General features: G+C 50.6%; 15 protein-coding genes. 6 read left to right on the top strand and 9 right to left on the bottom strand.

Features of this window, described 5'->3' with window-relative positions; translation table 11 throughout:
* The first annotated feature begins 33 nt into the window (after nt 1-33).
* Entirely contained in the window at nt 34-2235 is a 2202-nt protein-coding gene (locus JUB14_RS10740) for a TonB-dependent receptor plug domain-containing protein (RefSeq protein WP_207505850.1), read from the top strand.
* A gap of 122 nt (nt 2236-2357) precedes the next feature.
* On the opposite strand, the gene JUB14_RS10735 is transcribed toward JUB14_RS10740, so the two are convergent.
* Entirely contained in the window at nt 2358-5579 is a 3222-nt protein-coding gene (locus JUB14_RS10735; protein WP_207505849.1) for a VPS10 domain-containing protein, read from the bottom strand.
* Between the two features lie 165 nt (nt 5580-5744).
* Nucleotides 5745-7178 (bottom strand): glycoside hydrolase family 30 protein, encoded by a 1434-nt coding sequence (locus tag JUB14_RS10730; RefSeq protein WP_207505848.1) that lies wholly within the window; start codon nt 7176-7178, stop codon nt 5745-5747.
* A 124-nt stretch (nt 7179-7302) separates the two neighbouring features.
* Between JUB14_RS10730 and rbp the strand changes: the two genes are divergently transcribed.
* On the top strand, nt 7303-8001 hold the full coding sequence (gene rbp, locus JUB14_RS10725; protein WP_207505847.1) for an RNA-binding regulator: 699 nt from the start codon (nt 7303-7305) through the stop codon (nt 7999-8001).
* Between the two features lie 39 nt (nt 8002-8040).
* The gene (locus tag JUB14_RS10720; protein ID WP_207505846.1) at nt 8041-8916 is read left to right on the top strand and encodes an aldose 1-epimerase family protein; all 876 of its coding nucleotides are present in this window, start codon (nt 8041-8043) and stop codon (nt 8914-8916) included.
* Between the two features lie 80 nt (nt 8917-8996).
* Here the strand turns inward: JUB14_RS10720 and JUB14_RS10715 are convergent, their stop codons facing one another.
* Nucleotides 8997-10154, bottom strand: a complete 1158-nt coding sequence (locus tag JUB14_RS10715) for a zinc-dependent alcohol dehydrogenase (RefSeq protein WP_207505845.1) — start codon at nt 10152-10154, stop codon at nt 8997-8999.
* Between the two features lie 148 nt (nt 10155-10302).
* Here JUB14_RS10715 and JUB14_RS10710 point away from each other — a divergent pair, with 148 nt between their 5' ends.
* Nucleotides 10303-12513: a B12-binding domain-containing radical SAM protein gene (locus JUB14_RS10710; protein WP_374757800.1), complete on the top strand. Its 2211-nt coding sequence runs from the start codon at nt 10303-10305 to the stop codon at nt 12511-12513.
* A gap of 79 nt (nt 12514-12592) precedes the next feature.
* Here JUB14_RS10710 and JUB14_RS10705 read toward each other — a convergent pair whose 3' ends face one another.
* The 4 genes from JUB14_RS10705 to JUB14_RS10690 all read right to left on the bottom strand — a co-directional run bounded on the left by JUB14_RS10705 (nt 12593) and on the right by JUB14_RS10690 (nt 18149).
* Nucleotides 12593-13309: an SRPBCC family protein gene (locus tag JUB14_RS10705; protein WP_207505843.1), complete on the bottom strand. Its 717-nt coding sequence runs from the start codon at nt 13307-13309 to the stop codon at nt 12593-12595.
* A 187-nt stretch (nt 13310-13496) separates the two neighbouring features.
* Nucleotides 13497-13976, bottom strand: coding sequence for a GAF domain-containing protein (locus JUB14_RS10700; RefSeq protein ID WP_207505842.1), 480 nt, complete (start codon nt 13974-13976; stop codon nt 13497-13499).
* Nucleotides 13977-14251: 275 nt separating this feature from the next.
* The gene (locus tag JUB14_RS10695; protein WP_207505841.1) at nt 14252-16159 is read right to left on the bottom strand and encodes a DUF3858 domain-containing protein; all 1908 of its coding nucleotides are present in this window, start codon (nt 16157-16159) and stop codon (nt 14252-14254) included.
* A gap of 22 nt (nt 16160-16181) precedes the next feature.
* Nucleotides 16182-18149, bottom strand: a complete 1968-nt coding sequence (locus JUB14_RS10690; protein ID WP_207505840.1) for a DUF3858 domain-containing protein — start codon at nt 18147-18149, stop codon at nt 16182-16184.
* 529 nt (nt 18150-18678) lie between these two features.
* On the opposite strand from JUB14_RS10690, the gene JUB14_RS10685 reads away from it, so the two are divergent.
* Together JUB14_RS10685 and JUB14_RS10680 are read left to right on the top strand one after the other, a co-directional pair.
* Nucleotides 18679-19908, top strand: coding sequence for a porin (locus JUB14_RS10685; protein ID WP_207505839.1), 1230 nt, complete (start codon nt 18679-18681; stop codon nt 19906-19908).
* A 132-nt stretch (nt 19909-20040) separates the two neighbouring features.
* Nucleotides 20041-21747, top strand: coding sequence for a GH39 family glycosyl hydrolase (locus tag JUB14_RS10680; RefSeq protein ID WP_207505838.1), 1707 nt, complete (start codon nt 20041-20043; stop codon nt 21745-21747).
* Between the two features lie 12 nt (nt 21748-21759).
* Here the strand turns inward: JUB14_RS10680 and JUB14_RS10675 are convergent, their stop codons facing one another.
* On the bottom strand, nt 21760-23673 hold the full coding sequence (locus tag JUB14_RS10675; protein ID WP_207505837.1) for a M56 family metallopeptidase: 1914 nt from the start codon (nt 23671-23673) through the stop codon (nt 21760-21762).
* Nucleotides 23674-23696: 23 nt separating this feature from the next.
* On the bottom strand, nt 23697-24056 hold the full coding sequence (locus tag JUB14_RS10670; protein ID WP_207505836.1) for a BlaI/MecI/CopY family transcriptional regulator: 360 nt from the start codon (nt 24054-24056) through the stop codon (nt 23697-23699).
* Nucleotide 24057 lies beyond the last annotated feature (1 nt).

Below are 24057 nucleotides of genomic sequence, written 5' to 3'. Positions count from 1 at the left end.
GGTACAGGACTGATGTGTTGAATGAATACAAACATGTATAAATATTTACTTCTGTCCGGCCTGCTTATAGTACCCTTCTTGGCAAGTGCGCAGACGCTCGAAAAGGACACCCTCCAACTTAATGAGCTGGTGGTAACGGCCGGCAAATTTGCTTCCCAAAAGCGAACTCTCCCTTTTCAGATTACCCAGATCCAAGCACCCGAACTAGCCTTCCGCAATAGCCAGACCTCGGCCGATGTACTGATGCAGAGCGGGGACGTATTCGTCCAGAAGAGCCAGGGCGGTGGGGGCAGTCCGGTACTTCGTGGCTTTGAGGCCAATCGGGTACTCATCGTGGTGGATGGGGTGCGCATGAACAACGCCATCTACCGGGGAGGACACCTTCAGAACATCCTCCGTATTGACAATAACGCGCTCGATAAGGTGGAGGTACTATTTGGCCCCAGTTCGGTCCTGTATGGCAGTGATGCCCTCGGTGGCGTAATCAGTTTCCAAACCCGTAAACCTACCCTATCCACCGACGACAGACTACTACTCAAGACTTCTCTTTTGACCCGTTTTTCGAGCGCGAACAAAGAGACTACCCAGCATGGTACCGTGAGTATAGGCGGGAAAAAGTTTGGCTCCTTCACCAGCGTCACCCTATCCGAGTTTGGTGATATCAAGCAGGGAAAAAACCGGCTGGACCGCTATCCTGACTTTGGAAAACGGTCCTTTTACGTGGAGCGGGAGAATAATGCGGATGTAGTAAGAACCAACGCAAATCCCAACGTGCAGGTAGGTACGGCGTACCGGCAGCACGATATACTGCAGAAGTTCCTGTTCAAGCCATCGGATCGGGTCGAGCATGTGGTGAATGTGCAGTTCTCCACCACGGGGAACGTGTCCCGCTACGACCGCCTGACTCAAGTCAGCAACAGCAATGGCTCTCCTGCCTTTGCCGAATGGTACTACGGCCCCGAAAAACGCTTCCTGGCCAGCTACCAACTTAACCTCAAAAGCAAGACTTTCTATGATAACCTGATGGTAATGGGGGCCTTTCAGGGTATACAGGAGAGCCGGAACAGTCGTCGGTTGAATAGCAACAACCTGAAGTCGCAGGTTGAGAATGTAGATGTGTACAGCCTCAACGCGGATGCTCAGAAGACAGTGAGATCACATACCTGGCGCTACGGACTGGAACTGGTCTCTAATCAGGTCTTATCGACAGCCACCAGCCGTAATATCGTCACCAACGCCATAGTACCCACAGATACCCGCTACCCCGACGGTGGCAGCACCATGGACTGGATGGCAGCCTACCTGACAGATCAGTGGGCGGTATCGGAGCAGTTTTACCTTAATGCGGGACTGCGGTATTCGCTCGTTAAGCTGGACGCGCAGTTCAGAAGCAAGGAATTCTTTCCTTTTCCCTACGACGAGGCTCATCAGCAATCGGGTAACCTAACAGGAAACCTGGGGGCGGTATGGCTCCCTTCCGCAGGTACCAAGCTAAGCCTGCTCGGCTCTACCGGATTCCGCAGTCCTAATGTAGATGACCTCGGAAAAGTATTTGATTCGCAACCGGGTCTGGTGGTAGTACCTAATCCCGGTCTTCGTCCTGAGTACACCTATAATCTGGAAGTGTCGGGGAACCAGCGCATAGGTAGTAGCATCTGGCTGGAAGCCACCGCCTACCAAACCTGGCTCCGTGATGCTATCGTAACGGATGCATTTAGATTCAGTGGCCAATCCCTAATCGAATACGATGGTGTACTTAGCCGCGTAACGGCCAATCAGAACAAGCAGCAGGCGTATGTACAGGGCTATAATCTGGGCGTCCTAGTTAAAATAGGTCAGGACCTAAATCTGCGAAATACCTACAACTACACCTACGGACGAGTCTTGGAGGAAAACGGTGCCACCACGCCCCTGGATCATATCCCACCCCGCTTTGGCAGGACCAGCCTCCAGTACGAGCGGTCGGCACTACGGGCGGAGCTTTTTGCCCTGTACAATGGCTGGAAGCGGATCAAGGATTATCGGCTGGGAGCGGAAGATAATGAAGCCTTTGCCACCCCGCAGGGAACGCCCGCCTGGTGGACACTCAACCTTCGCACCTCATACAAGGTCAGTCAGTTCCTGACGATGCAACTAGCCTGTGAGAATATCCTTGACCGCAACTATCGCTACTTCGCCAGCGGTGTCAGCGCCCCCAGCCGTAACTTCATCCTGGCGGTCAGAGGCCACTTTTAGAAGAGTATGAGTAGGAAGTATATGAGTTTATGAGCAAAAAAAAGACCGGACTGATTAACAGTCCGGTCTTTTTTGCTTGCAGGAAATAGCTACTGCTAATTGCTGGCGGCTTGCAACCGCATCTACAAAGACACGATTACCTTCTCGATGCCTTTCTGCTTGGCCAGGGTATTAAAAGCGGCTACCTCCTTGTTCACTATCCCGTTCATTTCAGTTTTCAGCTTCTGCCACTGGGCATCCAGCTCGGCTACCCTCTGCTTCTGTCCGTTGGTAACGAAAGGTACATTGGTATCCAATTCACCCCGCACAAATATATAATCGGCGCTGAGCATGTTCAGGAAGTTGATCACGTCATCATTCGACTGTGACTTGTTCTGCACCAGCTTCTCTTCCCAGGTGTTTAGTTTCTTCACCAGAGCCTTACCCTGATCGGTTACGTCCTTCATGTCTGCTTTGTTTTTCAGCAGATCTACCACCTCACTCACCTGCTTGCGTACTTTACGCATTTTCAGCACCGACTCGTGGATGTCTTTCACGCCATTTTCGATAGCCATCATAGTCTTCTGCTGGTCTTCGTAATCCGCGGCAGTGGCGTTGATACGTGGATCAGGCAGCACATTGAAAGTGACAGTCTGGCTCTGCTTGTTGTAAGTAAATCGGGCCTTGTAGGCACCGGGAGCCATCTTGCGGCCGTCGTAGCTGCCTTCGATGAATACCTTAGGTACACCCGGAAGTGTCTCCGCCCGCAAATCCCACACAAAGCGGTTCAGGCCGGCTTTCATAGGCAAAGTAGGATCAGGGGAAGGTCCACCGGGGTACTCTTCAAACTCCTCATCTTTCTTGCTGCTGTACTCGCGTACTACCACACCCTTCGCATCTAATACCTCTATGGTCAGGGTCAGGCTGGTATCTACTTTGGCGGGCAACTGGTAGTAAAGGACTACTCCTGTGGCCGGATTGGTACCCACCGAGCCGGAGCTACCTACTCCAATCGAAGCATCCTCACCCTCCTCTACTTTATCCAGCGTACTACGACCTGACACCCGGTAGGTATCCTCCGGGGTATATACCATCAGGCTTTCCTTCGATTGCTTTTCATTGTATTGACGGAATGGGGCCAGATCATCCAGTATCCAGAATGATCGTCCCGAAGTAGCCGCAATCAGATCATTCTGATGTACTTTCAAGTCGGTGATAGGCGTAACGGGCAGGTTCAGCTGCATGGGCGCCCACTGAGTACCTCCATTGAAAGATACATAGAGACCTGTTTCGGTACCGGCGAAGAGCAGGTCTTTACGCTGCGTATCTTCACGTACTACCCGGGTGAATGCTCCGTCCGGGATACCGTTCGTGAGCTTGGTCCAGGTCTTGCCGTAGTCGGTGGTTTTGTAAATAGATGGTCTGAAATCATTGACCTTATAGCGGGTGGTCGCGATGTAAGCGGTAGCCTTGTCGTGCGGAGATACCTCGATGCTGTTGATCAGGGTTTCTTCCAGCCCTACCGGTGTTACATTGGTCCAGGTCTTTCCGCCATCACGTGTTATATGTACCAGTCCATCGTCACTACCTGCCCACATGACACCCGCTTCCTGCGGTGACTCCAGCAGGTACGAGATAGTAGCATAGTTTTCACCACCGGCTCCTTCATTAGTATACGGAGCACCGCCCAGTCCCAGCTTAGTTGTGTCTCCACGGGTCAGGTCGGGAGAGATGGGTGCCCAGGTCTTACCCATGTCAGTAGTTTTGAACACAACGTTACCGGCGTGGTAGTAGGCCTTTTCGCGTTGGGAGTAAATGATCGGGGCATTCCAGTTGAAGCGGTACTTCATGTCCTTCGCCTTGACCGACTGGTACTGGATCGGAGACACCATTACGCCTTTGCCCTCCTTATTCTGCAGGTCCAGCAATTCAATGGTACCCTGGTAACTGCCTCCCATCACGTAGCGGGGCGCATCCGGATCAAACGCCAGAAACGCACTCTCACCACCGGCCGAAGCCTCCCAGTCCTTGTCGGTAATACCGCTCCCGTTAGTGGTGCGGCTGGTGATCATGACCGAGGTATTATCCTGCTGACCAGCGTACACCCGGTACGGGAACAGATTATCGGCACTGATGCGGTAAAACTGCGCCGTTGGCATTCCATTCTGTAAGGAGAAAGATTGCCCCCCGTTGAAGGAAACCGCCGCTCCGCCGTCATTGGCACTTACCAGGTTTTTGCTGTTCTTAGGGTTGATCCAGAGGTCGTGGTAGTCGCCGTGGGTTGTTGTAAATACGCGACTAAATGTCTTACCGCCATCAATCGATTTAAGGGCGGGTGAATTCATCACGTACACTACATCCTCATTATTAGGGTCAGCAAATATCTCGATATAGTACCATGCACGCTGTACGGTGCGGTGGTCTTTGCTGATTAGGGTCCAGCTTTTGCCGGCATCATCCGAACGGAACACTCCCCCCTGCTCTTTTTCAGTATCGGATTCCACCACGGCATATACCCGCTCCGGATTGGCCCGTGATACCGAGATGCCCATTTTACCCAGTTCCTTGGGCAGTCCTTTCTGGATAGGAGTCCAGGTTTCGCCGCCGTCGGTTGATTTGTACATACCACTTCCTTTGCCACCACTAACCATCTGCCAGGGCAGACGACGGTGATCCCACATAGCTGCGTACAGGATACGAGGATTGGTCATATCCATGCTCAGGTCCGCGCAACCAGTGTTCTCGTCTACGTAGAAAACCTTCTTCCAGGTTTTGCCACCGTCGACCGATTTGTAAATACCACGCTCCTGCGAAGGCCCGTGCAGCGCCCCCTGCGCCGCCACATATACGATATCCGGATTGGTAGGATGTACGCTGATGCGGGCAATGTGGCGGGTCAAGTCCAGGCCCAGTTTTGTCCAGGTTTTACCGGCATCGGTTGATTTATAGACGCCATCCCCATGGGAGGTCATTACTCCGCGCGGAGCGTGTTCACCCATCCCTACGTACACTACATTCGGGTCTGACTCGGACACTGTCACCGCTCCGACAGAACCCGTCTTGAAAAAACCATCTGAGATATTCTGCCAGGAAACGCCGGCATCGGTGGTTTTCCAGAGGCCGCCACCTGTGGTACCCATGTAGTACGTCAGCGGATCACCAATGACTCCACTAGCCGCTACCGAACGACCTCCTCGGTATGGACCAATGTTACGCCATTTTACAGCTTTGAAAAGCGTGTCATAATTAGCAACGGAAGGGCTGGTCGTAGTAGTTGTACCAGTTGGTGTCTTTGCTTTTTTCTTCTGAGCACTAAGCCCCAGAGGCAGAGCCGCCAGTCCCAGAAAGAGGAGCGTTTTTTTCATGTAATGGATAGAAGTATTGTTAGTAGGGCAAGAATTTTCCTACCAAAGTAAACAATTTACCCGAAGTACTGACTGGTCAGTAGATGATGTCACAGTTATTCCTTCGAAAAGAATACAGCTCCTTTGAGTGGCTCAACCAGTCAATTCCTATTAAAAAATTAGCCCTTACTCCAATACATATGTAGCCACCGCTCCAGCCGGTAACGTGGCGGATATGGCTTTACCTCCGGATTTGATAGCGAATGTCTGGCTGGTTTGCCCTTCGTTCAGCACGACCAGTACTTTCTTTCCATCCGGAGTTCGGAAGGCTACATTGGGTAGCTGAGCAGGTACATTGGACCCAAGCCGGACGGAGCCAGGCCGTACCCATTTGGAGGCATGCGCTATGACGTAGTAAGCGGGATTGCGAACTACTTCATCGTTGGGAGCAATGGTAATGGCTCCCAGGCACTGGTCGCAGCCTCCTTCGGTATGCGGCTGTTGGTGGGGGTCAGAAGCCAGATTCCACTCAAGTACCGTTCGTGACCAGTTGCGGGTAGCGCCTATGATCAGGTTCTTGACGTGCCAGGGCAGGTCACCCGCCAGGTTGCCCGGCGCCCCTACCCACTGCTCAGTAAAGTAGATAGCCTTGTCAGGGTAGGCACGATGTACTTCCGAAAGCGCTTCGATGGAACCACCGTACAGATGAAAAGCTGAGCCATGTACATACTTCCGGGCATCCGGATCATTGAGGATAGTAATGGGATAGTCGGGGCGGTCGGCGTTGTGGTCGTAGATAAGGATCTTAGTTTTGAGGCCCGCTTCCGAAAAGACCGGTCCCATGCTGCGCTTGATAAAGGCGGCCTGCTCCTCCGGCAGCATTAGCAGGCTGGGGTTATTGCCGGGGTGCAGGGGTTCGTTCTGAATGGTGATGGCATCTATGTGTACTCCCTCCTTCTGCATTTCCTGTATGTACTTCACCAGGTACTTCGCGTAGGCATCGTAGAACTCGGGCTTCAGACTCCCGCCTTTGGAACTGCCATTAGTCTTCATCCAGACGGGCGGCGACCAGGGCGACGCCATTATTTTTATGTCCGGATTGATAGCCAGTATCTGCTTCAGTACGGGCAATAGATCCTTCCGCTCCGGTTCCAGGCTGAACCGGGTCATATCCGGGTCAGTTTGTCCGGCTGGTAAGTCGTTATAGCTGAATACCCGATCACTCAGATCAGATGCTCCGATGCTCAACCGCAGGTAGCTGACGCCAATCCCATTCCCTGAGGTACTGAACAGCTCCCTGAGCAGGGCCTCCCGGGCTGCGGGTTTCATCCGGTTGAGGAGGATGGCACTGCCTCCCGTAAAGGTATAGCCAAAGCCCTCAATGGGTTGAAAGGTCTGGCTGCCGTCTATCGTGATAGTGGGAACTCCACCGGCACCAGCAGTAGCTTCCCCTCCTGATAGCTCCTGTTTCTGAAATAAGACCTGCCCGGCCGGATGAGTCATCCATACCTGACGTGTATTTGTATCAGTTGCCTGGGGTGTGGTATACTTTTTATTGCATGAATAGAGGATCAGCAACAAAGGCAGGAGCCAGGCTGAAATAGTAAGATTTATTCGCATAGAGGTAAGGGTAAACGGTGGCGCAGCAGGTCTTCCAAATATTGTAAATACCTGCTGATTCTATCTAATACAAAAAAAGCTACATTTACAGAAAAAAACATATCTAGCTAACTACAAACTACAAATGGACATCTTTGTGGGCAGCCTTCCCTTCAAAATAAAGGAAAGAGAATTGCAGGAGATCTTTGAAAAGTACGGAGAAGTATCCTCTGTAAAGATCATCATCGACCATGAAACCCGACAGAATAAAGGGTTCGGCTTCGTTAAAATGCCCGACGAACAGCAGGCTTTACACGCCATTTCTGAATTGAATGGTGTAGAGATAGACGGGCGTCCGCTCGTTGTGAATGAATCAAAATTCAGAAAAGAACCGGGTCGTACCGGTGGCGGCGATAGTCGCCCGGAAAGAAGTGGACCTCGTCCGCAAGGAAGCGGTCCGCGCCCACAGGGAAGTGGCCCACGTCCTGATAGCGGCAGTAGCCGCCCGGATAGCGGGTATAACCGTCCTGACAGCAGTCGCTCAGACAGTAGTCGCTCTGACAGCAGTCGCTCAGACAACGGTAACTTTAAGAAAGGTAGTGGCGACTACCAGGGAAGAACGTTTGACCGTAACAGCGGCAGCGGCTCCCAGGGAGGCGGTGGACAAAGCTCCGGAAATAACTTCAACTGGGGTGGAAGCTCCCAGAAAGGTCCCGCCAGAAAGGGTGGCGACTTCCGGAAGGATGGTGGCTTTGACCGCGGTAAAGGCGGCAAGGGCAGCTTTGACCGGAATAAAGGCAAAAAAGGTGGAAATCGTTGGGATTGGGATAATGATGAAGATTAAGCTTCTTCAGATCCATAGCAATCCTACTTATTAGCATACATGCATACAATTGAGAACAACCTGCTCAGGATTACTGTCAAGGAAATCGGAGCTGAACTAAGCCGCATCCAGTCGGTGACTACCGGAATGGATTACCTGTGGGATGGCAACCCGGATATCTGGCCCAGCCATGCCCCGGTACTGTTCCCCATCATAGGTGAACTAAAAGAAGGTACTTACCACTATAAGGGCAACAGCTATCAGCTAAACCGGCACGGTTTCGTCCGGAACAACCCAAAGGTAAAGCTAACCGACAGTAGCGATAACAGTCTGCGCTTCACGCTGAGCTACGACGAAGACTTGCTGCTGGCGTACCCGTTCCGGTTTGAGTTCAACATCAGTTATACCCTGGAAGAGAACCGCATTATTGTACACCATGAGGTAAAAAACCTGGGAGACGATACGATGCTGTTCTCGATAGGTGGTCATCCAGCTTTCAGGTGTCCGCGTCAGAGTGGCGAGAGCTACGATGACTTCTACCTGGAATTTGATCAGAGGGAAAGTGTATCTCGCTGGATGCTGACTGATAAAGGACTGCTAAGCGGCGAAACCGAACAGGTACTGAAGGATACCAAGAATCTGCCTATATTCCACAGGTTATTTGATCAGGATGCACTGGTATTCAAAGATTTAAAATCCACTAAGGTTAGTCTTAAGAGCAGGAAATCGGATCAGGTGGTGGCCCTGTATTTCAGTGACTTCCCCTACCTAGGTATCTGGGCCAAGCCCAAAGGTGACTATGTATGCCTGGAGCCCTGGCACGGTGTGGCCGACAGCCATGACACCGATCAGAACCTCGAAACCAAAGAAGGCATCATCAGGCTCCAGGGCGGTGGTACTTTTACGGCTTCCTATACCATAGAGATTACCGAATAGTATATAAGGTCAGCTATTCAAAAGCCCCCGCCAGAAATCTGGTCGGGGGCTTTTTAGTTGAAATGAGCAATCAACTAGTATCAGGGTTTCAGTACCACCTTCACGCAGTCATCCTGCTTATGCTTGAATATATCATATCCATGTGAAGCTTCGATCAGGGGAATTTCGTGGGTGATAATATCATTCAGGACTACTTTCTCATTCTTCACCAGATCAAACAGGTGGTCGATATAACGCTGTACCATAGCCTGTCCCATCTTGATGGTTAGCCCTTTGTCAAAGATCCGGTGAACGGGGAAGTTATTATACGGGCTACCGTACACGCCTACTACGGTAACGGTACCTCCGCGGCGTACCGCCTCAAAGCACATTTCCATTACCTTATTGGTGCCCTTCTCCATCAGCAGGGTAGCCTTAACTTTGTCCATGGTACTGCGCTCGGCTTCGGTACCTACGGCATCCACGCATACATCAGCTCCCCTACCGGAGGTCATCTCCCGGATGGCTTCGATCACATCCACCTTATGCGGGTTCAGCGTTTCTACGTTGTTGTTTTTCTTAGCCATATCCAGACGGTAGTCCAGCGGATCAATGGCGATCACACGCTTAGCACCCTGCAGCCAGGCAGCCTTCTGCGCCATCAGCCCTACGGGCCCAGAACCAAATATAGCTACCGTTTCGCCGCCTTTCAGGTTAGCCCAGTCGATCGCCGCCCAACCCGTGGGGAATATATCGGTCAGGAACAAAACCTGCTCGTCGGTCATGCCTTCGGGCACCTTACGTACGTTGAATTCAGAGTACTGAACACGGGCGTACTCGGCCTGTCCGCCGGCGTAGCCTCCGTAGAGATCTGTATATCCGTATAAGCCAGCTCCTTTTCCATTCAGCATATTCCCTTCGGGACCATAGAACTCAGGATTGGAGTTTTCACAATGGGTATGCAAGTCATTGTTACAAAAGAAACATCCCCCGCAGGCAACCGGAAAAGGTACTACTACCCTATCTCCCTTTTTCAAATCTTTTACGTTTGGACCTACCTCCTCTACTACTCCCATGAACTCATGGCCCAGTATCTGATTGCGCAGTTGGGGAAAGAATCCGTCATAAATGTGCAGGTCAGAGCCACAAATGGCGGTAGACGTTACTTTCAGAATAACATCGCCTTTCATTTCAATGCGCGGATCGTCGACGGTGTCTACTCTGATATCACCAATCTTGTGGAAAACGGCTGCTTTCATAGTGGTTTGCTTGAAGTGTGAAAAATATTTTGAACATCAGTATCTGCAAAAAAATCAAGCCAGTCTCTTCCTTTTCCGGGAACTCTCAACGGATCAGGAACCTCAGTATCAAAAACTAACGTTACCTTTGCAACCGAATCACAGCAGAATGAGTAGCGCCTTGAAACAGAAGATCTTATTTATTACCCCTCCGTTTACCCAACTCAATACCCCCTACCCGGCCACGGCCTATCTCAAAGGCTTTCTGAACACCAAAGGCTACGAGTCACACCAAGCCGATCTGGGTATAGAGGTGATCCTGAAGCTGTTTTCTTCCAAAGGGTTACGACGCATGTTTGAGGATCTGGAAGCTTCGGATATCGAACTATCTGATAACAGCTACCGCATCTACGCCTTGCGCGACGAGTACATGAGTACCATTGATCCGGTGGTTCGTTTTCTGCAGAATAAAAACGCTACGTTGGCCCACAGCATCTGTGACCGGAGCTACCTGCCTGAGGCTTCGCGCTTCGAACAGCTCGATGAGCTGGATTGGGCCTTTGGTACTATGGGAATTCAGGATAAAGCACGTCACCTGGCTACACTGTATCTAGAGGACCTTGGGGATTTGATTCAGGAAGCCATAGATCCTCACTTTGGATTCAGCCGCTACGCCGAGAGGCTGGGGCGTACCGCTACACATTTTGATGAGATTGAAGCTACTTTACAGGCATCTGATACACTCATCTCCTCCATCTTAGTGGACCTGCTCGAACAAAAAGTCCAGCAGTGGCAGCCTATGGTGGTATGCCTGACGGTACCCTTTCCGGGCAACCTGTACGGGGCTTTCAAATGTGGACAGTACCTCAAGCGACACTACCCCGATATAGCGGTAGTAATGGGGGGTGGCTACGCCAATACTGAACTACGTACCCTGCGCGAACCACGGGTATTTGATTATATAGATTACATCAGCCTCGACGATGGCGAAGCGCCGCTCATCAATCTGCTGGAGTACGTGTCGGGCCAGCGGGAACAGAGTGAGCTCAAACGGGTATTTGCCCGTACCGACGGAAAGGTCATCTACTACAACGGAGCCAAAGAAAAGGATGTGGCCCAGCGCGACACGGGTACCCCCGACTATAGCGATCTGCCGCTGCCCGACTACCTATCGGTGATCGAAATCGTCAACCCTATGCACCGGCTGTGGAGTGATGGCCGCTGGAACAAGCTGACCCTGGCCCACGGCTGCTACTGGGGCAAGTGCTCTTTCTGTGACATATCGCTGGACTATATCAAACGTTACGAACCCGTTACGGCCTCCCTCCTATGCGACCGCATCGAAGAGATCATTGAGCAAACAGGGCAGAATGGGTTTCATTTTGTGGACGAAGCCGCGCCTCCGGCCCTGCTCCGTGACCTGGCGCTGGAGATCATCCGACGTAAGCTGACGGTAGTATGGTGGACCAATATCCGCTTTGAGAAGAATTTTACGGCTGACCTGTGCCAGCTCCTGAAAGCCTCCGGCTGCATAGCCGTATCGGGCGGACTGGAAGTAGCCTCGGACCGCCTGCTCGAGCGGATGAAAAAGGGAGTAACCGTAGCGCAGGTAGCCCGTGTGGCCGATGGATTCACGCAGGCGGGCATCATGGTACATGCCTACCTAATGTATGGATTCCCTACCCAGACCGCGCAAGAAACCATAGACTCGTTGGAAATGGTACGTCAGCTATTCCAACTGGGAGTAGTGCAATCAGGATTCTGGCACCGCTTTGCCATGACCGCCCACAGTCCTGTGGGGCTACATCCGGCGGAGTTTGATGTAATGCGCATAGGCCCCGACTTTGGCGGCTTTGCCGATAACGACCTTTTCCACGACGACCCAACGGGGGCTGATCATGACCTGTTTGCCGAAGGCCTCCGCAAGTCCCTCTTCAACTACATGCACGGGGTAGGTTTTGATATGCCGCTTAAGAAATGGTTTGATTTCAAAGTACCTCCTACCTCCATACCACCCAACTACATTGAGCGTTGTATCAGCGACGCTACAGATGGACAGGCACGCCCCAATGCGTTGGCCGTATGGCTGGGAGGACAGCCCTCATTGTCGGTATTTGAGCAAAAGCAGGGGAAACAGGTAGTGGAGATAGCGGAACTTGAATTTTACAGCAAGAAAAATCACTGGGGACTCACTACTAACGTGCTACTAGCCGACTGGCTGGTAGAGATACTGCCGCAGTTAGCCATTGGACAGCACGAGCCCCTGTCGCTACAGCAGTTAAAGGCCCGCTATGAACAGGCCGGACTCGGCAACTTTGATGATTTGAAACAATCTTACGTCTGGAAGGAACTGCGGGATAACGGGCTACTGATCGTATAGATAAAGCCATTCATTTTATACATAAAAAACGAGGAGCCGGCATGAATGCCGGCTCCTCGTTTTTTATTCAGGCTCTTGTCTATTCCAGCATACCTTCGTCTGTACCGTCTACATTATTCAGGGTAAGGGTCTCACCAGTTTCCATATAAGCTTTGAAGTTCAGAACGTCGTCCTTCACGATCTCCTCAAACATGGGGTTCAGCAGACGGGCCAATTCTTTGCCGGGTACTCCCAGTGGTGCCTTGTAGGTGATTACTACGTGCAGAGTAGTACCCAGGGCTCCCTCATCCAGAAACTCTACCTTTCCGGCGTTCTCGATGGTGGAGTCAGGTAAGGAGCGCCAGCTTAACAGGCGGCCCGGCTCGTCTTTTACGATCTCGGCCTTCCAGCTTACGCTACCGATACCACCCGGTCCCTTGGCAGTCCATTCGGAATTGATTTTGTCCAGCTCATTTACCTTCTTGATATGGCTCATAAAGAGTGGCAGGTTTTCGAGCTTGCGCCAGAAGTTATAGACGTCCATGCGGTTGCGATTGACCGTCATGTTGACGCGGATGTTGATATTCTGGCTGTGCTCCTGCGCCGGACGATCTTCGATCATACCGTGTACCGGGCAGTATCCCGTGGTACCCCTGAACAGCAGGTACCCTCCTAACAGAGCCTCGGTTATACTGGATTTTCCGCTGGTAAGGGCATCGTACAGCATGTACGAACCACCCAGTACGGACAGGATACGCTCCGTAGAGCCAACATTGATTTTCTGGTTTCGCAGGATCGGACTATAGGCGTCTTTCATAATAGGTATCTACTTTGTGTGGTGCAGTTATAACCAGGAGTAGGTAAATGTTGTTTGCCCTGGGCACATCCGATGTGCCTTTTGAGTACAGGTAGCTGGCGGTGGTACCTAAAACTGTCTCCTGTAAAAACTAGAACACCGGCTTGGGATCTGCCGGTGTTCTATATACTTACATCTAAGAATAGACCTAAGCTTTACTTCTAACCAGGCAGCGGCTTATCTCTTCCCCTATTTTCATCAGCTCACTTACCTCTTCCTCCGTAAAGTCGTAGGGAAAGGGCTTGGCTATACCTATCACCCCATGCAGCTCACCATCCAGCATCATGGGTGCCGCTATGGAGCCCTCTACTTTGGTTTCGCGGGCGGCGGGCCGTGCTACTCCTGATTCATCAGTCTGGAGGTTACACATCTCTACAGGCTGACGACGTTCGGCGGCGATGCCGGCCATACCTTTGCCAATGGGTATTGCCTCCATCTTGGGCAGCAGAAACTCAGGAATCCCCTGCTGCGCCTGCAACTTGAGGAGCTGGCTCCTCTCGTCCAGAAAGTGAATGGTACCGGTGGTACAATCAAAGGCCTCAATCACATCCTTCAGGAGTTGCTGCCAGTCAACCGCCGAAGGCTGTGCTTGTAATGTATCAAAGATGGATGAAGTGTTACTTCTCATACTAGACGAATTAGAGTGATACTATAAATCATGAATGCAGTTGCCTGCTTTATGCCCGGCAATTTAGCAAAGCAATCAGCACTTTCTACTGCCCAAAAATACAGTACCAGTAAGTATTAATTACTTTTTGCGGAATAGACTTTAAGTTGAAATATTAACTTAAAGTCTATTCCATTTAGTCTGTTTCAGCTTTAATTGTACTTAGTACAGGCTTGAAAGAAGAGAACCTGCAGTGTACCTACCTGGTCATGAATAAGTGCGGATCGATCAGATTGCTACTTTTTCACCAACACGACCTGGTTCTTGTCGGCTTTGGCTATCTTTTTAAGGAAGTCCACCCAGGCACTGTATTCAGCTGCGGGATAGCGCCCCTTCTTCATCACAACCCGACGCACATAGGTAATCGTATTACCGGACTGGATCACCGAAGACTCATAGCTGCCAAAACCGGACTCTATCTTTACAGGTTGAGGTAAGTACTCACTTGCATAGCCTTCGGACAGCTCAAACTGTATACTATCCTCATCGGTGTAATGAAGGGGCTGTTCAAAATCGAATTTACGATCAGTATTGGGAGCTGGGGTACTCCTGACCTGGTTGAGTAAGTTGGGGGTCAGGAAGAGTCGGGTTCCGCTTCGGGTACAGACATTTCGTACAAACAGATTCAGATTTTCCTCGACTACCGGCATTCCTTTCCGGCTTTCTTTCAACTCAAAGTTCCTGATCTCAACACTGGGCAGACTGAGCCTCTTTAAGATCCACTTTTTCTGATCTTCGGCTCCCAGCGCGTGTAGTACACCCGCACGCTCATCGTGCTGCAGGCCCGTGTACAGGGTGTTCATGATAACGGTGGCTTCGCCGTTATCAGATAGTTTGACCCGAGCCTGGCGCTGCTGCAGGTTGTCAGAGGGTTGATAAGTCGGCGTTCGTACCAGTTTACCTCCCTCTTCCGTGATCAGAAGCACCTGGCGATCGGAAGTAAAGCTACCCAAATAGCCCAGGGGATTAGTCTGGCTGGTACACTCAATCCAGAGGGTATCTTTAGCGGCAGGTACACACAAGATGACGTGGTTGAACTGAAACGAAGGAAAATCAGCCCTTATCTCATCTTCATCCTCACCGGCACGTACCAGGGCGGGATACGACTTAATGCCTGCTGCCTGTAGCATAGCTCCCATGTAGGTAGTCAGGCCTTTACAGTCACCGTAGCCTTTGGCTGCGACCTCCTCTGCCCGCATCGACTGCCACCCTCCTATTCCTAATTGTATACTGACATAGCGGGTATGCAACTGCAGATACTCATAGATCTTCTCTACTTTCTCATGGGGTGTAGTAGCTCCTTGTGTAACATCCTGAATGGTAGTGGCCAGGGTAGTTGGTAACGTCTGGCGATCCTTATTCAGCTCCCGATAAAAAGTACCAACATCTTTCCAGGTAGTCAATTTGCCCTTGTACAGCTCCACTTCAAAATCTGTTGGGCCTGTATAGACCATTGGTAGCGACAGCTCTATGTTAGGTGCGTAGGGTTCCGTCTCGAAAGGCCGTAGGTTGGCTACCTCCCAGCTGTATACCTTTCGGCCATCCTTCTCAGACACGACAGCCGGCTGGGGCATGTTCTGTTCCCGGTAGCGAAGTGCCAGTCCGGCGGGCATGGATACGACAAAAGAGCTTCTTTGGACAGAGGTACCTTTCAGCGAATACGGATAGGCCTTCCAGATGGGATAAAACATCATGTTGCGGGTAGTGTACTCGTAGGAGTACACTACGGTATACGGATAGTGCGTATGCTTCAATACCGCCGCTTTAACGTAGCTATCGTCAATGGTATTATTACCAGAGTTGGTCCTGTAGCTCTCGATATCACTCCGCTTGAGTCGCTTCACCCGCTGACCGTTGACGTCATAGAGCTCGGCTTCCATGTCTGTAATCTTAATGAACTTGCTGTAGGGGATAGCCAGCGTGGCGTAGACCTCCCCCTGCTCGTCCAGGATCGTAACCGCCCCTTTTACCCGGGTTACGGCCTCACCCGCGTTCCTGACGTGAAACTCGGTATCCTGATAACGTACTACCGCATGGGCATCAATCTGTAACGCAGTGGGTATGGATAAGGCAGAATAATTCTGTGCTACCGTAACAGAGCGGGTTATAATCAGAAGGAGTATTGGTAATAGGTACTGTCGCATAGCGTGGAGTGATAGAGGTATATTAGTTAGCTTTCTTGAGGACGATCTGCTCATTATGCTTGGCGATGATCTGATCGTAAAACATTTTCAGCATACTGTACTCTTCAGCCCAGAAAACAGCCTTTCTTACATGAATGCGGCTTGTTACCGTGACCTGCTTGTCATCTACGTTCACAGCGTACAAAAAGCGTCCACCGTTGTTGGGTAGGTTTACGACAACAGGCTTGGGTTGCTCCAGAACCTTATACCCGGCAGGTAGCCGGTAGGTAGCCACAAATACTTCTTCCATAGGATAGGCGAAGTCTACCGGATAGGCACGCGTTTCCGCTTTCAGTAGATTCTCGGTGTAGCCTTCGGAGAGCATGGGTTTCAGGTACAGCATATCTCCGGCCTGCGTCACGTAATCGGTCATACTCAGCTCGTAGGTCGCATCCATACTCAGGTTAACGGACTCCTGATTGATGATGGTAGTCCTGGTGATGTCCCAGGAGGGCCTTGCTTCTTTGACTGATGTCAAAAATTTAGCTTCCCCCTCTGCCTTGTACTTCTTTCGGGCGTTCCAGCCGCCGTAGCCTCCGTACGACCTGGTGAAGGTACCCTTTAGTTCGCCGTCTTCCCCTATGGTCAGTTCTGCCTTCTCGAACTCCCGGTCCAGTTCGGTCGGTTTGATGGCAACAAAGCGGGCATTTTTCGGATGCAGCAGCCAGCCTACCTGGTTGAGACAGTAGTCGGGTAGCATACCTACTTTCAGAAACTCATCCGTACCATCCAGCAGTACATCTTTGCCTTTAAGTGACACGTGAGCAACCAGAGCATTGAACTGCCTGATCATCGCAAAGGTACTGTCAACCCGTCCGTGCTGGCGGGTACTCAGTATAACCGGATGCGCATCGTAGCCCATCTCTCTTAGCAGAGCCGTCAATAGCAGGTTAATATCCCCCGAGTCGCCTTCCCGTTTTTCAAGTATTTTTTTCAGGCTTCTGGAGTAGATACTGGTTTCACCATTCCATCTGACATTTTGCTGAAGGTATTTCATTGCTGCAGCCAGCTGAGCGGTGGTATCTGTCGTCTGCGCTTTAATAGTGTTGGCTGCGTCTTTAAGAAAGCCCGTTCGTTCGAGTTGTCCGCCCAGCTGCTCGCTGCTCAGCAGGGTACTGTTCAGGTCCTCCCAACTTAATGACAAGTTTTTGATCAGGACACCTGGTGCATCAACGCGAGCCAGTTCAAAATTAATCCTTGATATATAGTCAGAGTAAGTAGTAATATAAGATTCGTTCCGAAAGGCAGGTACATTCTTTACGACAAAGCGGTAGCTGGTTGCCCGGGAGCCCAGCCTTTGCAGATCTATATTCACCGGTTGATTTTCGCTAATGTCCAGGGGCAGGTAGCCCGACATGAGCATGCGGTAGTAGAGGGTCTGCGGAATAGTGATACGGTACTCGCTCCACTCTACAGGCAAGCTGCTTTGAAAATTCCAGGTCTTAGGATTATTGGCAATAGTCCACGGAGTCATGAACTCGTAGGTATACTCTATAACCGCCCCTTCCTTTACGTTCGGCAGAGTGAACTTTCGTGAAGACAAGCCTTCAGAAGATCTCTCATCAAAGATCATATCTTTGGTCAGACCCTCCTGTTTGACTACTCCCCCCTCAAGGTTGTAGGTATAGCCCTTGATGTTAGTTATAATCTCTGTTTTGTTGTTTCCACCCCAATAGTACTGCAGATGTACATTAGCCCGGTCATACGCTGACTTCTTCAGGATCTTGATACGCTCGTGGTAGGTAGTCCGGATATAAAGTTCGTTTCCTACAATTGTGAAGTCTGTTTCGCCAAAGTCATACAGAACTACCGCATCGGCTGACGAGTCTTTGGGATATACCTTCAGATGAAGGTCTTCCGGTTTGATCTTACCAAATTCTACGGTTTGTTTCTGGGCTAATGAAGCAAATGACAGGAGGCAAAGCCCCCAATAAAGGATCAAGGTACGCATGTGCAGATAGGGAGTAGTTGTGTTGAATCAGAGGGTACAAGTTACTTAGTTACTTTTCAGTACATTCAGCAGCACCGAGGCCAATCATAATCTGGCTTGGCTCGCCTCTGCTTAGCCGCAATATATATGCCATATCATCTCAAACAAATAGGCCTATCGCAGATTAAGGAGTAGAGATTCCTACTAAATAGCTCACCTAATGTAGGATCCGCTCATCGTGCTCCAGCCAAAACACTGGGATAAATATCTGTTTTTTTATCTAACGATCTACCCTAAACTACACAACGCGTGTACATTCCCTTGCCCTGCCTGCTGGTATATCATTTTCGAAGTTCAGTGTTTACTTCACTTCCTCTTGTTACCGATCTGATGAGTTTTGAAAACTTCTAATGATCAAACCCAAATTACCTACTACGCATGAAGTAGTATTTTTTCACTACTTTCGTGGTTATTTCCAGTTGCAGTGCTTTACAGAATTGCACTTTGGAAATCTAAACACAACTTGACACCCATATAAGAATTGTTTCTGATGAATGTAAGATTACTTTCAGTAGCCTTGCTGCTAGTCCCCCTATTGGGGTACTCCCAAAGTGACTCAACGAGTACACAGCCCCCTCCCCCCCAACCTGTCGTACCGGCCGCTCCTAAAAAATGGTTTGAAACAATTCAGATCAGAGGCTATGCCCAGGTACGGTACAACGGCCTTTTCGAAACCAACCCCGACCTGGGTTGTGAACAGTGTGACCGATCCTGGGGTGGCAATGGTGGATTTTTTATTAGACGTACCCGGGTTATTTTCTTTGGTCAGATCCACAAACGGATATACTTCTACATACAACCCGACTTTGCCAATAGTCCCTCTTCTGACCGGCTACACTTTGCACAATTAAGAGATATGTACTTTGACCTGGGGCTGGATGATGACAATGAGTTTCGATTCCGGATCGGGCAAAGTAAGATACCTTTTGGTTTCGAAAACATGCAGTCGAGCCAGAACCGGATACCACTTGACCGGAACGATGCCCTTAATAGTGCCATAGCCAATGAGCGGGATCTGGGGGTCATGTTTTACTGGGCGCCCAAGCGGATCAGAAGAATATTTTCGGAACTGGTCAGTACCGGTCTCAAAGGAAGCGGCGACTACGGGATGTTCGGCCTTGGTATCTACAATGGACAGACCGCCAATACACCGGAACTGAACAAAAATCGTCACGTGGTAGCACGGTTTACCTATCCTTTTACAGTAGGAAACCAAATCATTGAAACTGGGATTCAGGGATATACCGGTAAGTACGCCATACCCAGAGCAAATGTAAGCCAGGGGGTTAAGTTTGTAGAGGACCTTAACTATATCGATCAACGGGTAGCGGCTACCTTTGTCCTGTACCCAAAGCCCTTTGGTATCCAGACGGAGTACAACATTGGTCGTGGACCGGAATTTAACAAAGCAACGGAGACCATTGAAGTTCAGAAACTGACGGGTGGGTACGTGCTATTCAACTACAAAACCAACATTGGAGATCAGCTCCTGTACCCATTCATCAGGGCTCAGTACTACGACGGCGGTAAGAAGCACGAACGGGATGCCCGCAGCTACCTGGTACGTGAACTGGAAATTGGCGTGGAGTGGCAGCCCATCAAGAATTTTGAACTGGTACCCATGTACACCATCTCAAGCCGCCGCTACGAAGATTTTCAAAAGCAGAACAACTTCCAGACAGGAAGCCTCCTGCGACTACAGGCTCAGCTCAATTTTTAAGCTAATAGGTTATACAGTACTCCCGCCAGGGCCTCCCTTCGTGACGATGGGAGGCTTTTTTGTGCAGGAACAGATAGTATAAAAGGAGCGTACTGACATTTTAAGGGTAGTCCTTTTCTACTTTTCCTAACCATGCACTCCAACTCCTTCCTCCCTATCCGCCTGTTACCGGCTCTTTTTCTACTCCTGCTTGCCAACGTCAGCCGGGCCCAAAGCACCGCTTCCGCAGCTGTTCCCATCCGGGTTGATCTCACTAAAGAACTGGGCGATGCTAAACCGATCTGGGCGTGGTTTGGCTACGATGAGCCTAACTATACCTACATGAAGGATGGAAAGAAGCTGCTCAGCGAAATTTCCCAGCTTAGCAAAGTACCTGTATTTGTGAGGACGCATGGTCTGCTGGTAACAGGCGACGGGGAGGCGGCGCTGAAGTGGGGCTCCACCAACGCCTATACCGAAGATGCCAACGGAAAGCCCATCTACAATTGGACCATCGTTGACAAGATTTTTGACACGTACATAGAGCGGGGCATGAAACCCATGGCGCAAATTGGGTTTATGCCTGAGGCCCTATCAACAAACCCCCAGCCCTACCGGCACTACTGGAAGCCTGGCGACAACTACAACGATATCTATACCGGCTGGGCCCACCCGCCAAAAGACTACGATAAATTTGCGGAACTGGTGTACCAGTGGGTCAGGCATTCGGTGGAGCGGTACGGGAAGCAGGAAGTGGAGTCGTGGTACTGGGAGCTCTGGAATGAGCCGAACATCGGGTACTGGAAAGGCACGACCGAAGAGTACATCAAGCTGTACGACTATACCGCCGATGCCGTCAAGCGTGCTCTGCCAACGGCCAAGATTGGTGGCCCCGAAGTAACAGGGCCTAATTGGGATGTATCGGCCAAATTTTTGAAAGCCTTTCTGGACCATGTCGTTAGCGGGAAGAACTACGTGACCGGCAAAACCGGCTCTCCCCTGGACTTCATCACCTTCCACGCCAAGGGTTCGCCCAAGGTAGTAGACGGCATTGTACAGATGAACATGGGGACGCAGCTACGTGACATTGATAAGGGATTTGAGATTATAGCCTCCTACCCTACGCTAAAAAAACTACCTATCATCATTGGCGAGTCTGACCCGGAAGGCTGCGCGGCCTGCTCCGAAGACCTTCACCCGCAGAACGCCTACCGCAACGGTACCATGTACTCCAGCTATACGGCGGCTTCTTTTGCCCGTAAGCACGAGCTGGCCGATGCCCGGGGTGTCAATCTGCTGGGAGCCGTTACCTGGGCCTTTGAGTTTGAGGATCAGCCTTGGTTTCGGGGCTTCAGGGATCTGGCTACCAATGGGGTGGATAAACCCGTGCTCAACGTGTTCAGGATGTTTGGGATGATGTCCGGCAAGCGGGTGCAGGTACAGCAGGATCTGACATATAACGCCCAAAAGCTGAAAACGGTAAGTGTACGGGGCGAAGCCGACATCAATGCCTACGCAACCAAGGGGGCTCAGGAAGCAGCCGTGATGGTATGGCACTACCACGACGACAATAAGCTTGAACCTACGGCTCCGGTTTCCGTTCAGCTCAAAGGCGTACCCGCCCGACGAGTCCTGGTGCATCACTACCGAATTGATCAACAGTATAGCAACTCCTACGAAGTCTGGAAAAGAATGGGCTCTCCCCAGAACCCCACAGCCGAGCAAATAGCCACTCTGGAAAAGGCAGGCCAACTCCAGACCTTTGCTTCCCCGACCCAGATGGATGTCAGGAACGGTCAACTACAAATGGATTTTCAGCTGCCCCGCCAGGGCGTGTCGCTGATCAAGGTTACGTGGTAAGTACCTGCTAAGCTACCGGTTGGCAAACTCCGGCCGCCCTTGTACCTCAGCCGGCGGCCGGGTTTCGATCCACCAGATCTGCTTGAGGTTGCGGTCGTAGTAGCGGGCCAGGGCTCCTTTAAGTATAGCCACTCTCTTGATCTCCTCCTTCAGGGGCACCAGGTTACTACCCACGCCATAGACCTGGCGGAATCCGTCCAGCAGGTAGGGTTCGTTTTCAAGCTTAGCTACATCAAACTCTTCTACATCTACCCATTCCACCCTCCGGTCCGACACGAGAGCAGGTGGGGGCGAATCTCTGAATAGCGGGAAGGTCAGGTAGACCATTTTGTCATTTATACCATACGGATTTTTATAGTCTTTGTAAGCTACCTCCGCTGTCCTGCTCCTAAATGCCTTATTGATAGCCTGATACGATACCTTTTCACCATCCAGGTAAAATTCGGTAACTGATTCATACCCTACCAACTCCCTTTTCCGATCGAAATAGCCAGTTCTGAATTTTGTTATTACATCTTTTGGCCTTTTGTATTCGCTTCTGAAATCCCGTTTTAGTTTATTCTCTGCTATGAACCGGGGCAGGTGCTGCATCATCAACTGCTTCAACTCTTCTTTGGAGTTAGCAGTCCAGTTAATCGCTGCCGGATCAAAAGAAAACCTATACCACTCATTGCGGGACTCTTTTCCTAACTTTCCTCCGAGAAATACAATATCCATATGGTGATTACGTAATTCCTTGATTCTTCCTAAGGTAGAAGCAGTACCGAATTCTCTATACGGACTGTTTTCATTGGTTAGCATGTAAGGAATCTCTTCACCCTCGTTTACCTCGTACTCCACAACATAAAAACCATCTTTGTCCGTCATTATTGTTCCCTTATCCTCTTTGTTAATCGTAACAGAAATGGGAAAATCAGGAATAGGTTTACCGGTAGTACCATCCCGTAGTAAGCCGGCTATGTACATGGTACTGTCGTTATTTTGCTGTCCATGGCTGGCTGAAGCCTGTGGCTGAGTCGCCTGCCTGGGTGTAGCCAGTTCTCCTATATCGGTACGGAAGGCTACCAGCAGTACGGATAGCAGGGGGAGCACAAACAGGAAACGTATTACCTGTATACGAGCTGTTTTCATACGGTTCATCATCTTGATTCGCTGTTTAAGGGAAGACAAATTGAACTGAATGGCAATTCTGAAATCAGGTACTCCTACCACTTTCAGGAGCAGGTACTGGTATTCTTTGGGATCAACGCCCTGCTCTAATACCCGGCGGTCGGCTATAAATTCGAGGTTCTGACGGATGGCATGGCGAAGCATCCAGGCGAAGGGGTTGTACCAGTTGAGAATGCAGAGCAGCTCCGACCAGATTACATCCAGCGTATGCTTCTGTTTTACGTGTACGATCTCATGCAGCAGTACCTCCCGCAGCTCGTTTTCCCGGTGCAGATTGGGGTTGAAAAAGATGGCATTGCCAAAAGAGAAGGGAACAATATCTTTGGCTACGTGGTAGATCTTCACTCCCTCATCCCGGACCAGACGAGCCCCATTCCTGATCCTGATATAAGAGAACAGAAGTACCCCCAACCGAACCACCATCAGGATACAACCCACGACAAAAAGGATAAGTACATACTCATCTGGACCCAGGGGCGTGGCTGCTTTTTCACTCGCGGCAGCCAACAGCTCGGGTGACGCAATCTGTTGAATAGTAGGAATAGACTGAATGACCGGGTGTGTGAGTAGCTCCGTCTGCTGGATGGCTGGATTAAGATCAATGGCTGGAATCAAGAAAGCAAGTGCTGAATAGAACAGCAGGTACCACCGGTTCCAGTTAAAGAACGTATACCGGCGCAGTACAAATTGGTAAAACAGGCTGATGGCCGCCAGACTAACAGCCAGCTTGACTTGGTACTCCAGGAATGGTGACATAGTATGTGGTGTGGATAGGGCCGTTATTTTTTACCTTCGATCAGGTTGATGATCTCCTTCAGCTCGTGGGTGGAGATCTTCTTTTTCTGGACAAAGAAGTTGACCAGCTCCTTATAGGAGTTTTCGAAATAGTCCTTCACCACCGCCCCCATAAACTTCTGTTTATAGGCTTCTTCGGTGACGGTTGGGGCGTATAGCAGGGTGTTGCCAATCTTCCTGCTTTGCAGGTACCCTTTCTTTTCCAGATTCTTGATGGTAGAGGCCAGCGTGGTGTACGGTGGACGTGGCTCCTCAATGGATTCCAGAAATGTTTTTACACTACCTTCTCCCGCCTTCCATACGGCCAGCAGTGCCTCTTCTTCCTGTGGGGTAAGCTTTTCCATA

It is taken from the genome of Telluribacter humicola (assembly GCF_017355935.1).
Taxonomy (GTDB): Bacteria; Bacteroidota; Bacteroidia; order Cytophagales; family Spirosomataceae; genus Telluribacter; species Telluribacter humicola.
Note: the sequence above shows the minus strand (reverse complement) of the source record. Positions and strands in the feature narration are given on the sequence as shown.

Coding starts and splice junctions, on each gene's coding strand:
- JUB14_RS10695 (WP_207505841.1), bottom strand. CDS start 16,159: ATGCGACAGTACCTATTACCAATACTCCTTCTGATTATAACCCGCTCT.
- JUB14_RS10685 (WP_207505839.1), top strand. CDS start 18,679: ATGAATGTAAGATTACTTTCAGTAGCCTTGCTGCTAGTCCCCCTATTG.
- JUB14_RS10690 (WP_207505840.1), bottom strand. CDS start 18,149: ATGCGTACCTTGATCCTTTATTGGGGGCTTTGCCTCCTGTCATTTGCT.
- JUB14_RS10735 (WP_207505849.1), bottom strand. CDS start 5,579: ATGAAAAAAACGCTCCTCTTTCTGGGACTGGCGGCTCTGCCTCTGGGG.
- JUB14_RS10680 (WP_207505838.1), top strand. CDS start 20,041: ATGCACTCCAACTCCTTCCTCCCTATCCGCCTGTTACCGGCTCTTTTT.
- JUB14_RS10700 (WP_207505842.1), bottom strand. CDS start 13,976: ATGAGAAGTAACACTTCATCCATCTTTGATACATTACAAGCACAGCCT.
- rbp (WP_207505847.1), top strand. CDS start 7,303: ATGGACATCTTTGTGGGCAGCCTTCCCTTCAAAATAAAGGAAAGAGAA.
- JUB14_RS10710 (WP_374757800.1), top strand. CDS start 10,303: ATGAGTAGCGCCTTGAAACAGAAGATCTTATTTATTACCCCTCCGTTT.
- JUB14_RS10705 (WP_207505843.1), bottom strand. CDS start 13,309: ATGAAAGACGCCTATAGTCCGATCCTGCGAAACCAGAAAATCAATGTT.
- JUB14_RS10715 (WP_207505845.1), bottom strand. CDS start 10,154: ATGAAAGCAGCCGTTTTCCACAAGATTGGTGATATCAGAGTAGACACC.
- JUB14_RS10675 (WP_207505837.1), bottom strand. CDS start 23,673: ATGTCACCATTCCTGGAGTACCAAGTCAAGCTGGCTGTTAGTCTGGCG.
- JUB14_RS10670 (WP_207505836.1), bottom strand. CDS start 24,056: ATGGAAAAGCTTACCCCACAGGAAGAAGAGGCACTGCTGGCCGTATGG.
- JUB14_RS10730 (WP_207505848.1), bottom strand. CDS start 7,178: ATGCGAATAAATCTTACTATTTCAGCCTGGCTCCTGCCTTTGTTGCTG.
- JUB14_RS10740 (WP_207505850.1), top strand. CDS start 34: ATGTATAAATATTTACTTCTGTCCGGCCTGCTTATAGTACCCTTCTTG.
- JUB14_RS10720 (WP_207505846.1), top strand. CDS start 8,041: ATGCATACAATTGAGAACAACCTGCTCAGGATTACTGTCAAGGAAATC.